The 17,994-nt window shown below is 71.3% G+C and carries 11 protein-coding genes and 1 pseudogene; 9 read left to right on the top strand and 3 right to left on the bottom strand.

Going from position 1 to position 17,994, the window contains the following annotated elements; genetic code table 11:
• Positions 1-105 precede the first annotated feature (105 nt).
• The 6 genes from ACIPSJ_RS50975 to ACIPSJ_RS50950 all read left to right on the top strand — a co-directional run bounded on the left by ACIPSJ_RS50975 (position 106) and on the right by ACIPSJ_RS50950 (position 11,013).
• The gene (locus ACIPSJ_RS50975) at positions 106-2,382 is read left to right on the top strand and encodes a glycoside hydrolase family 3 C-terminal domain-containing protein (RefSeq protein WP_401357088.1); all 2,277 of its coding nucleotides are present in this window, start codon (positions 106-108) and stop codon (positions 2,380-2,382) included.
• 146 nt (positions 2,383-2,528) lie between these two features.
• Positions 2,529-3,509, top strand: coding sequence for a LacI family DNA-binding transcriptional regulator (locus tag ACIPSJ_RS50970; protein WP_401357085.1), 981 nt, complete (start codon positions 2,529-2,531; stop codon positions 3,507-3,509).
• A gap of 209 nt (positions 3,510-3,718) precedes the next feature.
• On the top strand, positions 3,719-5,197 hold the full coding sequence (locus ACIPSJ_RS50965) for an MFS transporter (RefSeq protein ID WP_359225838.1): 1,479 nt from the start codon (positions 3,719-3,721) through the stop codon (positions 5,195-5,197).
• A gap of 34 nt (positions 5,198-5,231) precedes the next feature.
• The gene (locus ACIPSJ_RS50960) at positions 5,232-7,694 is read left to right on the top strand and encodes a glycoside hydrolase family 2 TIM barrel-domain containing protein (RefSeq protein ID WP_401357081.1); all 2,463 of its coding nucleotides are present in this window, start codon (positions 5,232-5,234) and stop codon (positions 7,692-7,694) included.
• A 13-nt stretch (positions 7,695-7,707) separates the two neighbouring features.
• Complete coding sequence (locus tag ACIPSJ_RS50955; protein WP_401357078.1) at positions 7,708-9,804, top strand: hypothetical protein; 2,097 nt, start codon at positions 7,708-7,710, stop codon at positions 9,802-9,804.
• Between the two features lie 39 nt (positions 9,805-9,843).
• Positions 9,844-11,013 carry a glycoside hydrolase family 43 protein gene (locus ACIPSJ_RS50950; protein WP_401357075.1) on the top strand — a complete coding sequence of 390 codons (1,170 nt, stop codon included), beginning with the start codon at positions 9,844-9,846 and terminating at the stop codon, positions 11,011-11,013.
• Between the two features lie 117 nt (positions 11,014-11,130).
• On the opposite strand, the gene ACIPSJ_RS50945 is transcribed toward ACIPSJ_RS50950, so the two are convergent.
• Positions 11,131-11,562 carry an HIT family protein gene (locus ACIPSJ_RS50945; RefSeq protein WP_401357072.1) on the bottom strand — a complete coding sequence of 144 codons (432 nt, stop codon included), beginning with the start codon at positions 11,560-11,562 and terminating at the stop codon, positions 11,131-11,133.
• A 156-nt stretch (positions 11,563-11,718) separates the two neighbouring features.
• The gene (locus tag ACIPSJ_RS50940; protein WP_359225829.1) at positions 11,719-12,186 is read right to left on the bottom strand and encodes a hypothetical protein; all 468 of its coding nucleotides are present in this window, start codon (positions 12,184-12,186) and stop codon (positions 11,719-11,721) included.
• A 723-nt stretch (positions 12,187-12,909) separates the two neighbouring features.
• On the opposite strand from ACIPSJ_RS50940, the gene ACIPSJ_RS50935 reads away from it, so the two are divergent.
• Positions 12,910-14,211 carry a cytochrome P450 gene (locus ACIPSJ_RS50935; protein ID WP_401357069.1) on the top strand — a complete coding sequence of 434 codons (1,302 nt, stop codon included), beginning with the start codon at positions 12,910-12,912 and terminating at the stop codon, positions 14,209-14,211.
• Between the two features lie 44 nt (positions 14,212-14,255).
• Here ACIPSJ_RS50935 and ACIPSJ_RS50930 read toward each other — a convergent pair whose 3' ends face one another.
• A complete protein-coding gene (locus ACIPSJ_RS50930) occupies positions 14,256-14,813 on the bottom strand; it encodes a GNAT family protein (RefSeq protein ID WP_359225825.1) in 558 nt (185 codons plus the stop codon).
• A 334-nt stretch (positions 14,814-15,147) separates the two neighbouring features.
• Between ACIPSJ_RS50930 and ACIPSJ_RS50925 the strand changes: the two are divergent.
• Both ACIPSJ_RS50925 and ACIPSJ_RS50920 read left to right on the top strand, forming a co-directional pair.
• Positions 15,148-16,458: pseudogene (locus ACIPSJ_RS50925) on the top strand (NAD(P)/FAD-dependent oxidoreductase); the annotation flags it as partial.
• Between the two features lie 252 nt (positions 16,459-16,710).
• Complete coding sequence (locus ACIPSJ_RS50920; protein ID WP_401357194.1) at positions 16,711-17,718, top strand: cytochrome P450; 1,008 nt, start codon at positions 16,711-16,713, stop codon at positions 17,716-17,718.
• Positions 17,719-17,994 lie beyond the last annotated feature (276 nt).

The raw sequence follows: 17,994 nt of genomic DNA, 5'->3' as shown, positions 1-17,994 counted from the left end.
TCGCTCTTGTCCACCCACAGTCACCCGGTTAAGGTCCACGGACGCGCGCCACTGACGCGCGTCAGTGAGCGATGAGCCGCCGCCACGATCCCGAAGGACACCCACATGCCCGACATCGACCCGTCCCGTCTGCCCCTGGAGCAGAAAGCCGCACTGCTGTCGGGACAGGACTTCTGGTCCACCCGCCCGGCGCAGGACGCCGGCCTCCCCTCGGTCGTCCTGACCGACGGCCCGCACGGGGTCCGCCGCCAGGTCGGCGAGTTCGACCACATGGGGATATACGAGAGCATGCCCTCCACCTGCTTCCCGCCCGCGGTGGCCGTCGGCAGCAGCTGGGACCCCGAGGTCGCCGCGCGCGTCGGAGCGGCGGTGGGACGCGAGGCCCGCGCCCTCGGTGTGCACGTCGTCCTCGGCCCCGGCGTGAACATCAAGCGCTCGCCGCTGTGCGGGCGCAACTTCGAGTACTACTCCGAGGACCCGCTGCTGTCCGGGCACCTCGGCGCGGCGCACGTGCGCGGCCAGCAGGAACAGGGCGTGGGCGCCTCGCTGAAGCACTTCGCGGTCAACAACCAGGAGACCGACCGGATGCGGGTCAGCGCCGACGTCGACGAGCGCACCCTGCGCGAGATCTACCTGCCGGCCTTCGAGCACATCGTGACCGAGGCCGCCCCGGCCACGGTGATGGCCGCCTACAACAAGGTCAACGGTGTGCACGCCGCGCAGAACCGGTGGCTGCTGACCGAGGTCCTGCGCGACGAATGGGGGTTCACCGGAGCGGTGGTGTCCGACTGGGGCGCGGTCCACGGCCCGGTGGCGTCCGTGCGCGCGGGGCTGGACCTGGAGATGCCCGGCCCCTCCCCCGAGAACGCCCGGCGCATCGTGGACGCCGTGCGCGACGGCGAGTTGGACGAACGCGTGGTGGACATGGCCGTACGACGGATCGCGGCCCTGGCCGGTCTCGCGGGCGGGCAGTCGGACGAAACCGACGGGTCCCCCGAGTCCTACGGGTTCGACGCCGACGCCCACCACCGGCTGGCCCGCGAGCTGGCGGCCGAGTGCGCCGTCCTGCTGAGGAACGAGGACCGCGCCCTCCCCCTGGCGTCCGCTCAACGGATCGCCGTCATCGGGGAGTTCGCGGCCACTCCCCGCTACCAGGCGGGTGGCAGCTCGCACCTCAACCCGACCCGGCTCGACAACGCCCTGGACGCGATCCGGGAGTCGGCAGCCGCGCACGGCAGCACGGTGGAGTTCGCGCCCGGCTTCACGCTGGACGGTTCCGGTGACGCCGCGGCGCTGCGGGAGGCCGCGCTGGCCGCCGCCCGTTCCTCGGACGTGGCCGTCGTCTTCGCCGGGCTCGCGGAGAGCGCGGAGTCCGAGGGGTTCGACCGGGACGACCTGTGCCTCCCGGCCGTACAGGTCGAACTGATCCGTGCCGTCGCCGCAGAGGCGGCCCGTACGGTCGTGGTGCTGTCCAACGGCGGGATCGTCTCGCTGGAGGGCTGGCACAACGAGGTCGACGCGATCCTGGAAGGGTTTCTGCTCGGGCAGGGCGGCGGGCACGCGATCGCCGACCTGCTGTTCGGCGAGGCCAACCCGTCGGGCCGCCTCGCGGAGACGATTCCGCTGCGCCTGGAGGACAACCCGAGCTTCGTGAACTTCCCCGGCGAGCAGGGCCATGTCCGTCACGGGGAGGGCGTCATGGTGGGCTACCGCTGGTACGGGACGACGGGCGCACCCGTGCGCTACCCGTTCGGGCACGGCCTGTCCTACACCACCTTCACGGTCGGCGACCTGGCCGTGGAGAGCACCGGCGCCGACTCGGCCCGCGTCTCGCTCACCGTCACCAACACCGGCGCCCGCGCGGGCAAGCACGTCGTCCAGGTCTACGTGGCCACCGAGGCGGGACCGGTCCGGCGGCCCGCGCGCGAGCTGCGCGCCTTCGCCAAGGTCCGCCTCGCGCCCGGCGAGTCGCGGACGGTCGGCTTCGACCTCGGCCGCCGCGCCTTCGCGCACTACGACGTCCAGGACGGCGACTGGGCGGTCGCGCCCGGCGAGTACCTCGTCCAGATCGGCGAGAACGCGGCCTCGGTGATCGCGGAGGCGGCCGTCCCCCTCGCCGGAGACGCCGTGGCCCAGGAACTGACCCTGGAGTCCACCTTCGGCGAGTGGATCGCCCACCCCGCCGTCGGCGCCACCCTTCTCCAGGAGCTGACCGCCGCTCTTCCCGAGGACCAGGGTTCCCAGTTGGGCGACCGGCCGGAGCTGCTCCAGGCGGTGCGGGACGTACCGATGAAGAGGGTCGTGGGCCTGGTCGAGGGCGGCGCCCTGGACGGGACGCTGAAGCGCCTGATGGAACGCACCCGTGTCGTCCGCCGCCCCTGAGCCGCATGGACTGATGCGCGTCAGTGACGAAGTCGCGGGCCGCGTATCATCGGGGTGCCTGCCGACACCTCGGCAGGTGGCGGGCCGGGCGCGAGGGGCGGGACACGCGCGCCGGCGTGCCGACGGTTCGGACGGATCAGAGGGTCATGACACGCCCCGCGAAACGGATCACCAGCGCCGATGTCGCCGAGGCGGCCGGTGTCTCACGCACGACCGTCAGCTACGTGCTCAACAACCGGCCCGGGCAGACGATCCCGGAGGAGACCAGGAAACGGGTGCTGGCCGCCGCCGAACGTCTCCAGTACCGGCCGCACGCCTCCGCCCGCGCGCTGGCCGCCGGCCGCAGCGACATCGTGCTGCTGTCCATTCCCGATCTGCCCATCGGCCCGAGCATCAGCCGCTTCGTGGAGGAGCTGACCGTCGCCCTCGCCGAGCACGGCCTGACCCTGGTCACCCACCTGGAGGCCGAGCGCGGCCGGCCCCTGCCGGACGTGTGCGCCACGGTGGGCGCCTCGGCGGTGCTCGGGTTCGAGGGCTTCGACGAGGCGACCGTCGAGGCCCTGCACGGACTCGGGGTGCGGGTCGTGCTGCCGCCGACCGACGCCCACCTGTCCGCCATGCCGCCGCTGGGCCGCATGCAGGCCGAGCACCTGATCGGCCGCGGTCACCGCCGGATCGGCTATCTGCTGCCCTCGCCCGCGCGGTTCCGCCGCATGGGCGAGGAACGCCTCCAGGGGGTGGCCGAGGCGTGCGCGGACGCGGGCATCGCGCCCCCGCTCGCGCTCGGCGCCGCCGACCTGGAGATCGCCCCGCTGGCCCGCGTGGTGAGGCGGTGGCAGGACGAGGAGGTCACCGGGGTGTGCGCGTTCAACGACGAGCACGCCATCGCCCTGCTCGCCGCCATGCGCCAGCTGGAGCTGACCGCGCCGGACGACCTCGCGATCGTCGGGGCCGACGACATCCCCATGGCCCGCTTCGCGGCGCCCCCGCTCTCCACGGTCTACTTCGACCTCCGGGAGGCGGGTGCCCAGCGGGCCGAGGCCGTGGCGGCCGGTCTGGCCGGCCAGCGCATGGTCCTGGGCGGACCGCGCGCCAGCCTGCGGCTGGTCCAGCGCCTCTCCTCCTGACACCGGCCCGACAGCGACCGGCGTTATCAGCTCGTTACCTTCCGGCATCTTGCCGCCGCGGGCGCACTGATGTTTTCTACTTTCGCGCGTCACTGACGCGCATCACTAACCCAAAGTGATCGAATTCCGCACCCCCTCCCCCACTCCCCATGGACAGCGAGTCGTCACGACCCGACTGAAACGTTTCAAAGAGCCGCGAAAGGCACCCCATGTCCTCCACCGAGACCGCTCTCGGCACCGCACAAGCCGAGAAGCCGGGCTTCTCCTCCCGGCATCTCCTCGCACTCCTCGCCCTGTTGTGGACCGTCGCGCTGAACCCCGTCGCGGGCCTGCTCGCCGGCAACTCGCAGGCCGAGGTGGCCGTCCACTTCCGTACGACCCAGATCGCCTGGTTCACCCTCGGGGGCGCCCTGCTCGGCACCTTCCTGACGCCGTTCGCGATGAAGGCCGCCGCGATGTACGGCAAGAAGCGCGTCCTGGTGGTCGCCACCGCCGTCGGTCTGCTCGGCGACGCGATCGCCGCCTTCGCCACCGACTACTCGACGCTGATCGCCGGACGCGTCCTCGCCGGCGCCTACGGAGCCACGGTGTTCATCGCCTACGCCCTGGCCCGCGACATCTTCCCGCGGCGCCTGGTCGGCACGGCCAGCGGCGTCCTGGCCGCCAGCATCGGCCTGGTGGGCCTCGGCGGGCCGTTCCTGTCGGCCTGGCTGATCGACCACCACGGCTTCCGGGGCGCCCTGTGGTTCATCGTCGCCTCCACCACCGTATGCCTGGTGCTCCAGCTGCTGTGCGTGCCCGAGAGCCCGGTCCGGGAGGCCGCCCGCCGGATGGACTGGATCGGCGGACTGCTGCTCGGCGGCGGGCTCAGCGCGATCGTCTACGGCATCGGCGAGGGCTCCACCTGGGGCTGGACCAGCGGAAAGACCCTGACCTGGATCGGCCTCGGCATCCTCGCGGTGCTGCTGTTCCTCCCCTACGAGTCCCGTGCCGCCGACCCGCTGCTCCCGCTGCCGCTGATCAAGCGCCGCCGGGTCTGGACCGTCTTCCTGGCCACCTCGGTGGGTGCCGGCGCCACCTTCGCCGTCGGCACCGTCACCATGCTCCTGACCCTCATGCCCGCCATCCCGACGGTCTCCGACGGCCTGGGATGGTCCGTCACCAAGAGCGCCGCGGTCCAGTCGCCGATCAGCGTCCTGGTGATCGTGACCGCGGTCCTCGCCGGACGGCTCACCCGTCGCGTCGACACCCGCGTGTTGTTCGCCGTCGGCGGCGTCCTGACCACCGCCGGATACGCCGTCGCCTCCCAACTCCACACGGAGATCTGGCACTTCGTCCTCCTGGGCGTGATCTCCGGGCCGGGCATGGGCCTGGTGGTCTCCGTGCTGCCGATCATGGTCATCGAGTCGGTGGCACCCGAGGAGCAGGCCCTCGCCAACGGCTCCCAGTGGCTGGTCCAGAGCGTGATCCAGGTGATCGTCAGCCAGCTGGTCTTCACGGTGATGGCCCAGGACGGCGCGGTCATGAAGGGCACCCAGTTCTACCTGGACGGCGGCTTCACCAACGGCTTCCTGCTGGTCGCCGGAGCGTGCGCCCTCGGTGCCGTGCTGGTGGCGCTCATCCCCAGGGCCCGTCGCATCGACGCGGCCGAAGAAGGCCACGCGGTCGAAGCGGGCCAGGCGGCCTGAACCTCCCCTCACCCGAACACACCAAAGGCAGGCAATGATCCGCACCTCCTTCAACGACGACTGGCAGACCCGGCGCAAGGTCAACCCCTTCGCCGAACTGTCCGGCCCCGTGGCCCCGTTCGAACCGGTCACGCTCCCGCACGACGCGATGATCGGCCAGGACCGCCTCGCCCCGGACGGCGAGGTGACCATGGAGGGAGGTGCGGGCGCCTACTTCCCCGGCGGCGTCTTCGAGTACCGCAAGACGTTCTCCGTCCCGGAGGAGCTGCGCGGCAAGCGCGTCCAGTTCGAGTTCGAGGGCGTCTACCGGGATGCCACCGTCCACATCAACGGCGACTACGCCGGTCAACGCCCCTACGGCTACTCGCACTTCACCATCGACGCCGACCCCTACCTGCGCTACGGCGCCGACAACGAGATCCGCGTCGAGGCCCGCGCCCACCAGGACTCCCGCTGGTACACCGGCGCCGGCATCTACCGCCCCGTCCGGATGCTCACCGGCGACCTGGTGCGCATCGTCCCGGACGGCATCCGCGTCACCACGCTCGACGTCGAGAGCGAGGGCGAGGGCGAGCGGGCGGTGGTCGAGGTCGCCACCCGGGTGCGCAACGACTCGATCGCGATCCGTACCCTCGACGTCGCGGTGAACCTGCGCGACGCCTCGGGGAACACCGTGACCGGCGACGTCACCAAGGTCACCGTGCTGCCCGGCGAGGACGCCGTCGTCCGTTCCCGTCTGTATGTGCGCGAGGCGCGCCTGTGGGACGTGGACAGCCCCCATCTGTACGGCTGCCAGGTCGCGTTGAGCGCCGAGGGCGATCCGGTGGACAGCGACAGCGTGGGGTTCGGCATCCGCTCGCTCCGGCTCGACCCCGAGCAGGGGCTGCGCCTCAACGGCCGTACGGTGAAACTGCGCGGGGCGTGCGTCCACCACGACAACGGCCCGCTCGGCGCGGCCACTCACGCCCGCGCGGAGGAGCGCCGGGTGGAGCTGCTCAAGGACGCCGGCTTCAACGCGATCCGCATGTCCCACCACCCGATGAGCCGGGCCATGCTGGAGGCCTGCGACCGGCTCGGCATGCTCGTCGTCGACGAGACCTTCGACGTGTGGACCTCGGCCAAGAACGGCTTCGACTACAGCCTGCACTTCCCCGAGTGGTGGGAGCGCGACGTCGAGGCGATGGTCGCCAGGGACTACAACCACCCCAGCGTCATCATGTACTCGATCGGCAACGAGATCCCCGAGACCGGGTCGGCGGTCGGCGCCGCCTGGGGACGCAGGCTCGCCGAGAAGGTCCGCTCCCTCGACTCCACCCGCTATGTCACCAACGCCGTCAACGGCTTCCTCGCCGTGATGTCCGAGCTGGCCGCCCTGCGGGGACAGCGCTCGGAGGGGGCCGAGGACGGTGGAGGCATCAACTCCCGGATGACCGACGCCGGCGACATGATCAACTACGTCAGCGCCTCCGACCTGGTCACCCGGCGCACCGCCGAGTCATTCGCCGTCCTCGACGTCGCCGGCATGAACTACGCCGAGGCCCGCTACGCCCTCGACCGCGAACTCTTCCCGAACCGCGTCATCCTCGGCACCGAGACCTTCCCCACCCGCATCGACGGCAACTGGAAGCTGGTGCGGGAACACGGGCACGTCATCGGCGACTTCACCTGGACCGGCTGGGACTACCTCGGCGAAGTGGGCATCGGCCGCCCCCAGTTCGCGACGCCGGAGAACCCCCGCCCCGAACACACCGCCCCCTTCCCCCACCTCCTCGCGGGCTGCGGCGACATCGACATCACCGGCCACCGGCGGCCCGCCTCCTACTACCGCGAGATCGTCTTCGGCCTGCGCACCGAGCCCTACATCGCCGTCCGGCGGCCCGAGAACCACGGCCTGACCCCCTTCGGCGGTCCCTGGGCGTGGAGCGACTCCCTCGCGAGCTGGACCTGGCCGGGCTTCGAGGGCAAGCCGATCACCGTCGAGGTGTACTCCGACGCCGACGAGGTCGAACTCCTCGGCAACGGCAACTCGTTCGGGCGACGGCCCGTGGGCGCGGAGCACCGCTTCCGCACCGAGTTCGAGGTCGTGTACGTCCCCGGGGAACTGGTCGCCGTCGCCTACCGGGACGGCGTCGAGACCGGCCGCACCAGCCTCCAGTGGGCCAACGGCCCGGTGCGGCTGACCGCCGAGGCCGACCGCCCGGTCGTCCGGGCGGCCGGAGGCGATCTCGCCTACGTCACCTTCACCCTCACCGACGCGGCCGGAACCCTCCACCCCGCCGCCGACCGCCCGGTCTCCGTCGAGGTGTCCGGCTCCGGGGAGCTGGTCGGTTTCGGCAGCGCCGCGCCCTCGTCCGAGGAACGCTTCGACGCGGCCGAACGGCACACCTACGAAGGCCGTGCCCTGGCCGTCGTACGGCCCACCGGCACCGGGAAGATCCGCGTCCTGGCGACCGCCCCGGACTGCGATCCGGTCGAAGCCGTCATCACCGTCGCGTAAGGAAAGCAATCTCGTGATCGACAGGAAATCGCTGGTCCGCCGGCACACCGTCCGGCTGACCGAGCCGGACCCCGCCCACGTCCTCACCGTCGGCAACGGCGACTTCGCCTACTCGTGCGACATCACCGGCATGCAGTCGTTCCCCGCGTACCACGACCAGAGCGCCGCGATGGCGGGACGCCGGCTCGCCGTGAACACCGCGACCATGAGCGCCTGGGGCTGGCACGCCATGCCGAACCCCGAGGGCTACACCCTCCCGGACGCCATGTCCGAGCACAACACCAGCCGGGGGACGGTGAGTTACCCCGACAAGTTCGGGATCGCCGCGATGATGGGCGGCGACCTGCCCGAGGAGATGCGCCCCGGAGCCTGGCTCAGCGCCAACCCGCAACGCCTCGACCTCGGCCGTATCGGCCTCCTCCTGCGCCCCGCCCCCGACGCCGCGCCCGAGACCGGGCCCGAGGCCCTGCGGGACACCGACCAGTGCCTCGACCTGTGGACCGGGACGATCAGCAGCCGCTTCACCTACGCCGACCACGAGACGGCGGTCACCACCGTCGCCGACCCGCACCGGGCCCGCGTCGCCTTCCGGATCGAGTCCGAGCTGCTCGCCGACGGCCTGGCGGGTGTCGTGATCCGCTTCCCCTACGCGAGTGACGGCTTCTTCCAGACCAGCGACTGGACCTCGCCGGAGCGCCACCGCACCGACCTCGACCAGGTCACCGACACGGGGTGCGTCCTGCGCCGGACCCTGGACGACACCACGTACACCGTCCGGCTCACCTGGCCTGCCGGTGTCGTACAACCGACGGAGAAGCCGCACGAGTACCTGCTGACCACGGACTCGGACACGCTCGAACTCGTCGCGTCCTTCTCCCCCGGCGGTGAAGTCCCTTCCCCCGAAGGCGACTTCGTCTCCCTCGCCGCGGCCTCGGCCGCGTGGTGGGAGGACTTCTGGACCTCCGGCGCCGCGATCGACCTCACCGGCAGCACCGATCCGCGCGCCGCCGAGCTGGAGCGACGGGTGGTGCTCTCGCAGTACCTCACGGCGGTCAACTGCTCCGGCACCCTGCCGCCCCAGGAGACCGGACTGATCACCAACTCCTGGCACGGCAAGCACCACCTGGAGATGCACTGGTGGCACGCGGCCCACTTCGCCGCCTGGGGCCGCCCCGAACTCCTCAAACGCAGCCTCGACTGGTACCTGTCCATCCTCCCCGAGGCCCGCGCCACCGCCCGCCGCCAGCGCTACGACGGGGCACGCTGGCCCAAGCAGACCGGCCCGGACGGCCGCGAAAGCCCCTCGGACATCGGGGTGTTCCTGCTCTGGCAGCAGCCCCACCCCCTCTACCTCCTCGAACTGCTGCACCGCGCCCGCCCCGAGAGCGACCTGGTGCCGCGTTTCGCCGAACTCGTCGAGGACACCGCAGCATTCATGGCCTCCTTCGTCGAGGAACGCGACGGCACCTACCACCTGCCGGCGCCGCTGGTCCCCGCCCAGGAGTTCTACGACGCCACGACCACAGAGGATCCGACCTTCGAACTCGCCTACTGGTGGTGGGGGTTGGAGATCGCCCAGCGCTGGCGCGAGCGCGCCGGACACGAGCGGGACAAGCAGTGGCAGCGCGTCCAGGACGGGCTGGCCCTGCCCCATCGGCGTGACGGTGTGTACACGGCCGTCGCCACCGAGCCGTATCTGCGCCGCGACGACCACCCCGCGCTGCTGTGCGCCCTCGGCTTCGTCCCGGAGACCCCGCTCGTCGACCCGGCGGTCATGACCGCGACGCTCCAGGACGTCCTGGACAACTGGGAGTGGAACAGCGCCTGGGGCTGGGACTTCCCCGTGATGGCGATGACCGCGACCCGCGTCGGCCGCCCCGACCTCGCCGTGGACGCGCTGCTCATGCGGACCCCGAAGAACGACTACCTCCCCACCGGTCACACCCCCCAGATCGGCAGCCTCCTGCCGGTCTATCTCCCCTCCAACGGCTCCCTCCTGGCGGCCGTCTCCCTCATGGCGGCAGGCTGGGACGGAGCGGACGGCGAGTGCCCGGGATTTCCGGCGGAGGGCTGGACGGTACGGCACGAGGGCTTCGTCCCGTGGCCGTGAGCCGGACGCATCCCCCAACTCCCAGACGAGGAACAACGCGTGAGCACAGCACTGACCGGCCGGAGCACCCTGGGCGACTGGCTGGAGGACCCCACCGGCGGCCCCCTGATCCGGGAACTGCTCACCCGGCTGGGCCAGGACGTCTCCCAGCTCGGACCGGCCCGGGTGTTCTCCCTGGACCGGCTCGTCGAACTAAGCCAGGGCAAGATCTCGCAGCCCCTGGTGGACGGTTTGGTCCGCTCGGTCAACGGCGGGCGGCTCGTGACCGGGGAGGAGCGGGCCGCGGCCGTCCCGGAACCCGTGCGGCAGGGCCTGACACTCGACCGGATCCAGATCCGCGACCCGTTCGTCCTGCACGACCCGGCCACCTCCACCTACCACCTCCACGGCAGCACGGACCCCAACATCTGGGACGGTCCCGGCACCGGGTTCAACACCTACCGCAGCACCGACCTCCTGCGCTGGGAAGGCCCGTTCGCCGCCTTCCGCCCGCCCGCCGGGTTCTGGAGCGAAGGCTCCTTCTGGGCCCCGGAGGTCCACGAGTACCGCGGCCGCTGGTACATGTTCGCCACCTTCACCGCTCCGGACGGCTACCGCGGCACGCAGATCCTCGTCGGCGACACACCCCAGGGCCCGTTCGTCCCCTGGAGCGAGGGAGCCGTCACCCCGCGCAAGTGGCAGTGCCTCGACGGCACCCCGCACGTCGACGCGTCGGGGGCGCCCTGGATCGTGTACTGCCACGAGTGGACCCAGATCCACGACGGGGCGATCCTCGCGCAGCGCCTCAGCGAGGACCTGCGGCACACCACCGGAACACCCGTCTTCCTCTTCAACGCCTCCGACGCCCCCTGGACCCGCCCCCTGCCCGGAGTGTCGAAGCGGTTCCCCGCCTACGTCACGGACGGGCCGTTCCTCTTCCGCCTCGGCAGCGGCCACCTCCTCATGCTCTGGTCCAGCCACGGCGAGCAGGGCTACGCGATGGGCCTCGCCCACTCCGCCTCCGGGCGGATCACCGGCCCCTGGACGCAGGACGAGCACGCCCTGTGGCCGGCGGACGGCGGTCACGGGATGGTCTTCCGTCTCGCCGACGGATCCCTCGCCCTCACCCTGCACCAGCCCAACAACACCCCCGACGAACGGGCCGTCGTACGACGCCTCGTGGAGCACGACACCACGATCACGATCGAGGACACCCCGACCTCCCGGTGATCTCCCCGCCGAGGGGCTGCTTCGCCCCGTCAGCCCTCGGTCACGGCCGTCTCTGCGGCGATCGCATGGCGGCGGGCGGGTCCCACCCTGGCTTTGTCCATGAGAACGGGCTCTGGCTCAGCTTCGGTGGTGCTGCGTGTGGTCACGGTTGAGTGCGGCGGCCAGTCGCGTGCGCGGGTCGCCGATGGGGCAGTGGCGGGACTGGCCGGTCGGCCATGTCGAGATCCCGTCGTCCACCCATCGAGGAACGACGTGGAAGTGCAGGTGGGGAACGGACTGTTGCGATCCCGGTCCGCCGGCGCTCAGGATGTTGACGCCCGAGGCGTCCAGGGCCGTGCGCATGGCTGCTGCCACGCGCTGCACCAGCCTCATCGACGCGGCCAGGACGTCGGGCGGAGTGTCGAACACGTCCGTGAAGTGGGTGATGGGGACAACCAGCGTGTGCCCCGGCGCGAGCGGGGTCAGCGGGGTGAAGGCACAGGTCTCGGCCTCGCGGGCCACCCAGCGGGCGGTGTCCTCACGGATGAGTTCGCAGAAGACGCAGTCCATGCCGCCAACCCTGGCACAGCCCGCCCCGAGGTTCCGGGCCGAGCGGGCGCGACCGCGGGCCTGGGAGCTGTTGTGCTCTGGGTTTCAAAGAAGTTGAGCCAGAACCTTCTCGGGTTCTGGCTCACTTTCCCGGACCATGTGGTCGCATAAGGGCTGTCAGAGGTTGTAGCGCTCGACCTTGAGGACCCAGTTCTGCACGCCGCCCTTGTCCCCGCTGCTGACCTTGAGCCTGACCTGGGCGTTGACGCTCCGGTTGGTGAACTCGGGCTCGAAGCGGACCACACGAAGGAAGGTGTGGCTGGACCACTCCGGGTTGCCGCGCGCGGTGATGTAACGGTGGTTGTTGCTCAGCGGCTCCGACTGCTCGCTCCCGAAGAAGACCGTGGCGTTCATCAGGCCCTGACCGTCGCCGTTCTGGTCGGAGGAGAGCGCCTCCGCCGAGAAGGTGGCCAGGAAGATCGCGCCGTAGGAGGGGGCTCCCTGCCCCAGGCTCAAGTCGACGGACGCGCCCGGGAGGTCGATCCACGAGGTGCTGTCGGTCTCGAAGCGCTCGGTCTCCCACTTCGCGTAGGTGATGTTGGGGGCGCTGGTGATGCGGAAGGAGTTCGGCGGCGGCGTGCTCATGGGCACTCCTTGTCGGTGCGGGGGACTGGGTGTCGCCGGACGCTGAACTCGCCTCCGTGTCAGCGGTGTTCGCGTCGTTCGGCGTGAGGTGAGGATCGCCGTGCACCGCGCCCTCCACACCTGCACATTTGACTTTGAGTAGCCAATTGAACACTTTGAGTCGCGACGTGCGGATATCCCTGATCCCTGCCGCAGCACCCGACCCTGACGCGTCGGTCACGTGTCCTAAAGACCCATCGACGCTGGTGGGATGGCATGACCGGCCGGCCTGGGACGAAAGTCCGGAAACACCTCCCCCACTCGGATGACCCCGTCCGGCGTCATTGAGGTCAGCCCGGGAGTCAAGAACCCTCTGATCCGCAAGGTGAGAACAGAGTGAGAAGGCACCCTGGCATCCACCCACCGAGCGCCAGGAATACGGCGTTCGAGCCAAATGCAGCTAAATGCCTGAGATGTCGCATCCACCCCCAATGTGACAAAATGCGAAGAGTGGCTTTTTGTGCCGCAGACCGGCGAGAGGAGTGCTTCATGATCGCCAAGCTGCTCCGCAAGCTGTCCTTCACACGCCACTACGGTGCGTACGGCGCCCACGAATGGGACGCGTACGCCGGCGGCGAGCAGGACTGAACCCACAAGCCGGCGGGCGCCCTGGGGCGGGCGCCCGTTCCCGGCCACGCTGCCGGGGGCATCGCCTGGACGGGGACGAGAGCCAGGGACGAATCCATGGGCCGAAGTGATGAGCCGCCGCGGTTGCCCGGAGGCAGCTACGCGACCTGGAGTCGCGACCGGCTCGAGGTGGCCCGCCGCGGCGCCGAGGAGTGCGGGGACGTCTGGCAGCTGGAGTCAGGGGTCTACGTGGCCGCCACGGCCGGACCGTGCGAAGAAGTGCTGCACCGTGCACGGGACTTCCCCAAGGCCTCCTCTCCGCTCTTCCCGCCGTTGAAGCGGTCGAGCGGAGCACCGGCGCCCGAGGAGCGTGCGCACGCGCACGCGGCCCGGATGCACGGACTCCGTGCGCAGGCGGTCGCCGACAGGATCGGTGAGATCGCGCCCCGGACCGCCCGGTTCGCCGACCAGTGGCCCACGGGCCAGGACGTCGAGATCCTGCCGCTGGTGCGGCACGCCCTGGCGGAGATCGGCGTGCACTACCTCTTCTCCGAGGACGCCCCAGCCCTGCTGCCCCCTGCGGCACAGCTCTTCCTGGCCCGGGAGGTGCTCGTACGCCCCTCGCGGTGGGTATGGCCGCGCTGGGTGCCCACCCCGGCACGGCGGTTCCGCACCCGGCAGCAGGTCGCCTTCACCGACGCGCTGCGGGCCGTCGTACGGCGGCGTCGCTCGTCGGGCCGGCTCGGCGACGACCTGCTGGGACAGTTGCTCCGCCCCTCCCCCCGTTACGGCCTGCTGCCGGACGAGGCCGTCCTCGACACTCTCCCCGGAATCACCGTCGCCACCTTCGAGACCCCTTCCCGGGCCGCCGGATGGATCCTGCTCCACCTGGCCCGGCACCCCCGGGCGGCCGACCGCGTCGCGGCCGAAGCCGCCGCGCTCCCCGCGGACCCGGCCACGACGACCCGCACCCACCTCAGGGGCCTCCCGTACACCGAGGCACTGGTGAGTGAGGTGCTCCGGCTGTACCCCCCGAGCTGGCTGCTGACCCGGGACGCCCCGCGGCAGACCCGCCTCGCCGACTACACCATCGGCGCCGGGTCCACCGTCCTCGTCTGCCCCTACACGGTTCACCGCGACGCACGGGAGTACGCCGAACCGGACCGGTTCCTGCCCGAACGCTGGCTCGATGACACGGGCTCTCCGGCGAAACCCGGGGTCTTCCTCGCTTTCGGTACCGGACCGCACGGCTGCGAGGGAGCCGCGCTGGCCATGGCCATGCTGACGCTCCTCACCGCGCAGACCGCCCGCCGCTACCACCTGAGCGAGCCGCCGGGACCGGGACCCGGCTACCAGGTCACCACCCTCGAAGGCCTCGCGACGGTCGGCCTGCGCCTGCGCGCCACCGTGCGCGGCTGAGGACGGTCCTGCCGGCCGGGATCACAGACGTACGGATCACCGACTCATGGCCGGGCCGTCGTGTGCCGCTGGTCGAACTCGTCGGCGAGCAGGCCCATCATGACGAGGTCGTGGTGCCGGCCGGCAAGGAAGACGTGCTCCCGCAGGCGCCCCTCCTCGGTGAAGCCGAGCCGGCGGAAGAGCCCCAGCGACGCCTCGTTGTGGGCGAGGACCGCCGCCAGGCATTTGTGATAGCGCCGCTCGGCGAACATGAAGCGCAGCAGCAGCGCCACCGCTTCCAGCGCGTAGCCCTTGCGCCGGTGGTCGGACCCGATCTCGACATCGACCTCGAACCAGCCTGAACGACGGCCGGTGCGGTGCGAGCCGACCGTGCCGACCAGCACTCCCGTGGCCGTCGCCTCCACCGCCAGCCGGAAGCGGTCGTCATCGCCCCGGGCAACGGCCTGCTCCTTCGCCCGGACACGGTGGCTCTCGGCGGACCGCGGCAGCTCCGGCCGGCTTCCTCGCCGCCCGTCGTCGGCGGCGAGGCCCATGAGCGCCGTCCAGTCGTCGGGCTCGACGGCGCGCAGGCGGACTCCATGACCGGTCCAGGACGATTCCATGGTCTCTTTGATAACGCCGCGGTGTGCGCGAGGCCGCGAGGCACACCGGGACAGGTGGTGCCCGCCACGCTCGCGAGCGGGCCTGCGACCTGCGACCTGCGACCTGCGACCTGCGACCTGCGACCTGCGCTCATCTGATCGGCCGACGCTGGAATCGCCGCTGCCGACGCCGCTGTTAGGCTGATTCTCTGACGATGTTCCGGCACGCCGTGCCCCACATCCTCCGGCGTGACGGAGATCCCTCCCGGATGCACGGTGAGGAAGCGCCCATGTGCCCCATGTGCCCTCCAGACCCCGACGACGACGCCCGACACGGCCCGAGGGCGTCGACACCATGAGCGGTGCCGCTCACCTGCGGGCGTTCAGGCGCGCAGGTCGCATCGCGGTCGTCGGCGCCTCGCTGGCGGGGCTGCGGGCCGCGGAGTCCCTGCGCGACGAGGGGTTCACGGGATCGTTGACCATCATCGGTGACGAGCCGTGCGAGCCCTACGACCGTCCACCGCTGTCCAAGCAGGTGCTGACGGGGTGGGTGCCCGCCGACGCCACCACGTTGCCCCGGCGCCGCGCCGTCGATGCGGAGTGGCTGCTGGGCGTGCCCGCCGACGGGCTGGACCTCGCGTCGCACCACGTGCGCCTCGCCGACGGGCGCGGGATTCCCTTCGACCGGCTGCTGATCGCCACCGGGGTACGGGCCCGGCCGTGGTCCGTCGAGTCCGAGGCGGCCCTGGACGGAGTCTTCGTCGTACGGACGCGTGAGCACGCCGAAGGCCTGCGGCGGGCCCTCGCCGCCGGGCCGTCCCGGGTACTGGTCATCGGCGCGGGGTTCACCGGTTGCGAGATCGCCTCCGTCTGCCGGGAGCGGGGCATCCCGGTGACGGTCGCCGAACTCGCGTCCACCCCGCTGGCCGGGACGCTCGGACCCGTGATCGGCGAGGTCGCGGCCGACATGCAGCGCGGTCATGGTGTGGACCTGCGGTGCGGTGTCCAGGCCGTCCGGCTGGAGGGCGACGCGCGGGGACGGTTTCGCCGTGCTCATCTCGACGACGGCTCCACGGTCGACGCCGAGGTGGCGGTGGTGGCGTTCGGGAGCATCCGCAACACCGAGTGGCTGCGGGGATCGGGGCTGGCGGCGGGCGAGTGGGGAGTCACCTGTGACACTGGGTGCCGCGCCCTGGACGCCGACGGCCACGTCACCGGCGACGTCTTCGCGGCGGGGGACGTGGCCCGCTGCCCGAACCCCGTCTACGAGCACCGGCTCGTCTCGCTGGAGCACTGGGCGAACGCCGTGGAGCAGGCCGAGGTCGCGGCGCACAACATGGTCAGCGCCGAGACCGGGCAACGGCCCCACGTGTCCGTCCCGCTGTTCTGGTCGGTCCAGTTCGGCGTCAACATCAAGTCCGTCGGCGTGCCGGCCTTCGCCGACCAGGTGGTCGTCAGCCAGGGATCGGTGGCCGACCACCGCTTCGTCGCCGTATACGGCTGCCGGGGCCGGGTCACCGCTGCCGTCAGCTTCGACGACGGCAGGTCGCTGAACCACTACCGACGGTCGATCGAGACGGCCGCCCCCTTCCCGCCCCGCTGCCCCACGCCCGACCGAGCCGCAGACCAGCGCCCGGCGCCCGCCGGCTTCCCCGGCCCGGCCCTGTCCGAGCCGCACTCCACGGGCCCGCGTCCACCGAAGGAAGGCCTGACCGTCGCGAGCGGAACCTCCGGCACACTGCAACGGATCTACGACTACTCCGCCCGCGCCGACCCCTACCCGCTGTACGCCGAACTGCGCGAGACGCCGGTGGCCCGGCAGCAGGACGGCAGCTATGTCATCAGCACCCATCGCGAGATCACGGACGTACTGAACGACCCGCATCTGAGTTCCGACGTGCGCAACCTGTCGGGTCCGATGCCGTCGGACGAACCCCCTTCGTCGTTCATCCACATGGACTCGCCCGAGCACGACCGGCTGCGGCGGATGGCGATGCGGCAGTTCGGGCCCCCGCACACCCCTGGGCTGGTGAACGGGCTCGAAGGCTTCGTGGCCGCCACCGTCGGGAGGCTGGTCGACGGCTTCGCGGACCGGGAGCGGATCGACGTCGTCGACGATTTCGCCTTCCCGCTCCCCTTGGCGGTGACCTGCCACGTGCTCGGCGTGCCACGCGAGGACGAGCCGAGGTTCCACCGCTGGGTGCACGACATCATGGACTCGGTCGACTACGACCCCGCCACCGACCCGAAGGAGAAGCGGGACAAGGGCGTGCGGGCCCGCGAGGACCTGCGCCGGTGCCTCGGCGAGCTGGTGGCACAGCGCCACGGGCGGCCGGGACACGGCCTGTTGTCACGGCTGGCCAACGACGACGGGCCCGACGGCCGGATGACCGACGCCGACATCGTCGCCACCGCCAAACTGCTCCTCGTCGCCGGCCACGAGACCACCGTCAACCTCATCACCAACGGCATGCTGACGCTGCTGCGCCACCCGGACGTGCTGCGCCGGCTGCGCGACGAACCGGACCTGGTCGTCCCGCTGGTCGAGGAACTGCTGCGCTACGAACCGCCGGTCCACATCATTCCCTGGCGGGCCGCGTACAGCGACATCACCGTCGGCGACACCGTCATCCCCAAGGGCTCCCAGATCATGCTGATGCTGGCCTCCGGCAGCCGCGACCCGGACCGCTTCCGCGACCCGGACCGCTTCGACCCCGACCGGACCGACAACCAGCACCTCGGCTTCGGCAGCGGCATCCACCTGTGCTTCGGCGGCCCGCTGGCCCGCCGGGAGGCCCAGATCGCGCTGACCGAACTCGCCCGCCGCCTCGACCACCCCGGCCTGGTCACCGACCCGCCGCCGTACCGGCGCAGCCCCGTCCTCCGCGGGCCGGTCCATCTGGACATCGAGCAGGGCGACGGGTGAACGAAGGCACGGCAGACGACTCGGATCGCCCGGCACAGCCGGATCGCTGCCGCACCCGGCCGCTGAGGCGGGGGCCTCGGTTCTCCCCCCGGCCGCACGCACCGCGACCAGTCCGTTGAGGCCGGCGATCACGAGGTTCCGCACGACCAGCTCGCGGGCGCGCCGGGAGAGTGCGATCACGGCGTCGGCGGTCTCCAGGGCGAGGTCGGACACAGAAGCGGAATGCATGGTTCCGTGACATCCGTCACAGCGGATCCGGGACCTAGCCGTGCCGGA

The organism is Streptomyces sp. NPDC090088 (genome assembly GCF_044747345.1).
Lineage (GTDB): Bacteria > Actinomycetota > Actinomycetes > Streptomycetales > Streptomycetaceae > Streptomyces.
The sequence above is the reverse complement of the archived record's forward strand: the minus strand, read 5'-3'. Positions and strand labels throughout refer to the sequence as shown.

Bases quoted from the DNA above. Each gene is read 5' to 3' on its own strand.
- ACIPSJ_RS50970 (WP_401357085.1), top strand. From the start codon at position 2,529: ATGACACGCCCCGCGAAACGGATCACCAGCGCCGATGTCGCCGAGGCG.
- ACIPSJ_RS50935 (WP_401357069.1), top strand. From the start codon at position 12,910: ATGGGCCGAAGTGATGAGCCGCCGCGGTTGCCCGGAGGCAGCTACGCG.
- ACIPSJ_RS50975 (WP_401357088.1), top strand. From the start codon at position 106: ATGCCCGACATCGACCCGTCCCGTCTGCCCCTGGAGCAGAAAGCCGCA.
- ACIPSJ_RS50940 (WP_359225829.1), bottom strand. From the start codon at position 12,186: ATGAGCACGCCGCCGCCGAACTCCTTCCGCATCACCAGCGCCCCCAAC.
- ACIPSJ_RS50965 (WP_359225838.1), top strand. From the start codon at position 3,719: ATGTCCTCCACCGAGACCGCTCTCGGCACCGCACAAGCCGAGAAGCCG.
- ACIPSJ_RS50945 (WP_401357072.1), bottom strand. From the start codon at position 11,562: ATGGACTGCGTCTTCTGCGAACTCATCCGTGAGGACACCGCCCGCTGG.
- ACIPSJ_RS50930 (WP_359225825.1), bottom strand. From the start codon at position 14,813: ATGGAATCGTCCTGGACCGGTCATGGAGTCCGCCTGCGCGCCGTCGAG.
- ACIPSJ_RS50920 (WP_401357194.1), top strand. From the start codon at position 16,711: ATGCCGTCGGACGAACCCCCTTCGTCGTTCATCCACATGGACTCGCCC.
- ACIPSJ_RS50960 (WP_401357081.1), top strand. From the start codon at position 5,232: ATGATCCGCACCTCCTTCAACGACGACTGGCAGACCCGGCGCAAGGTC.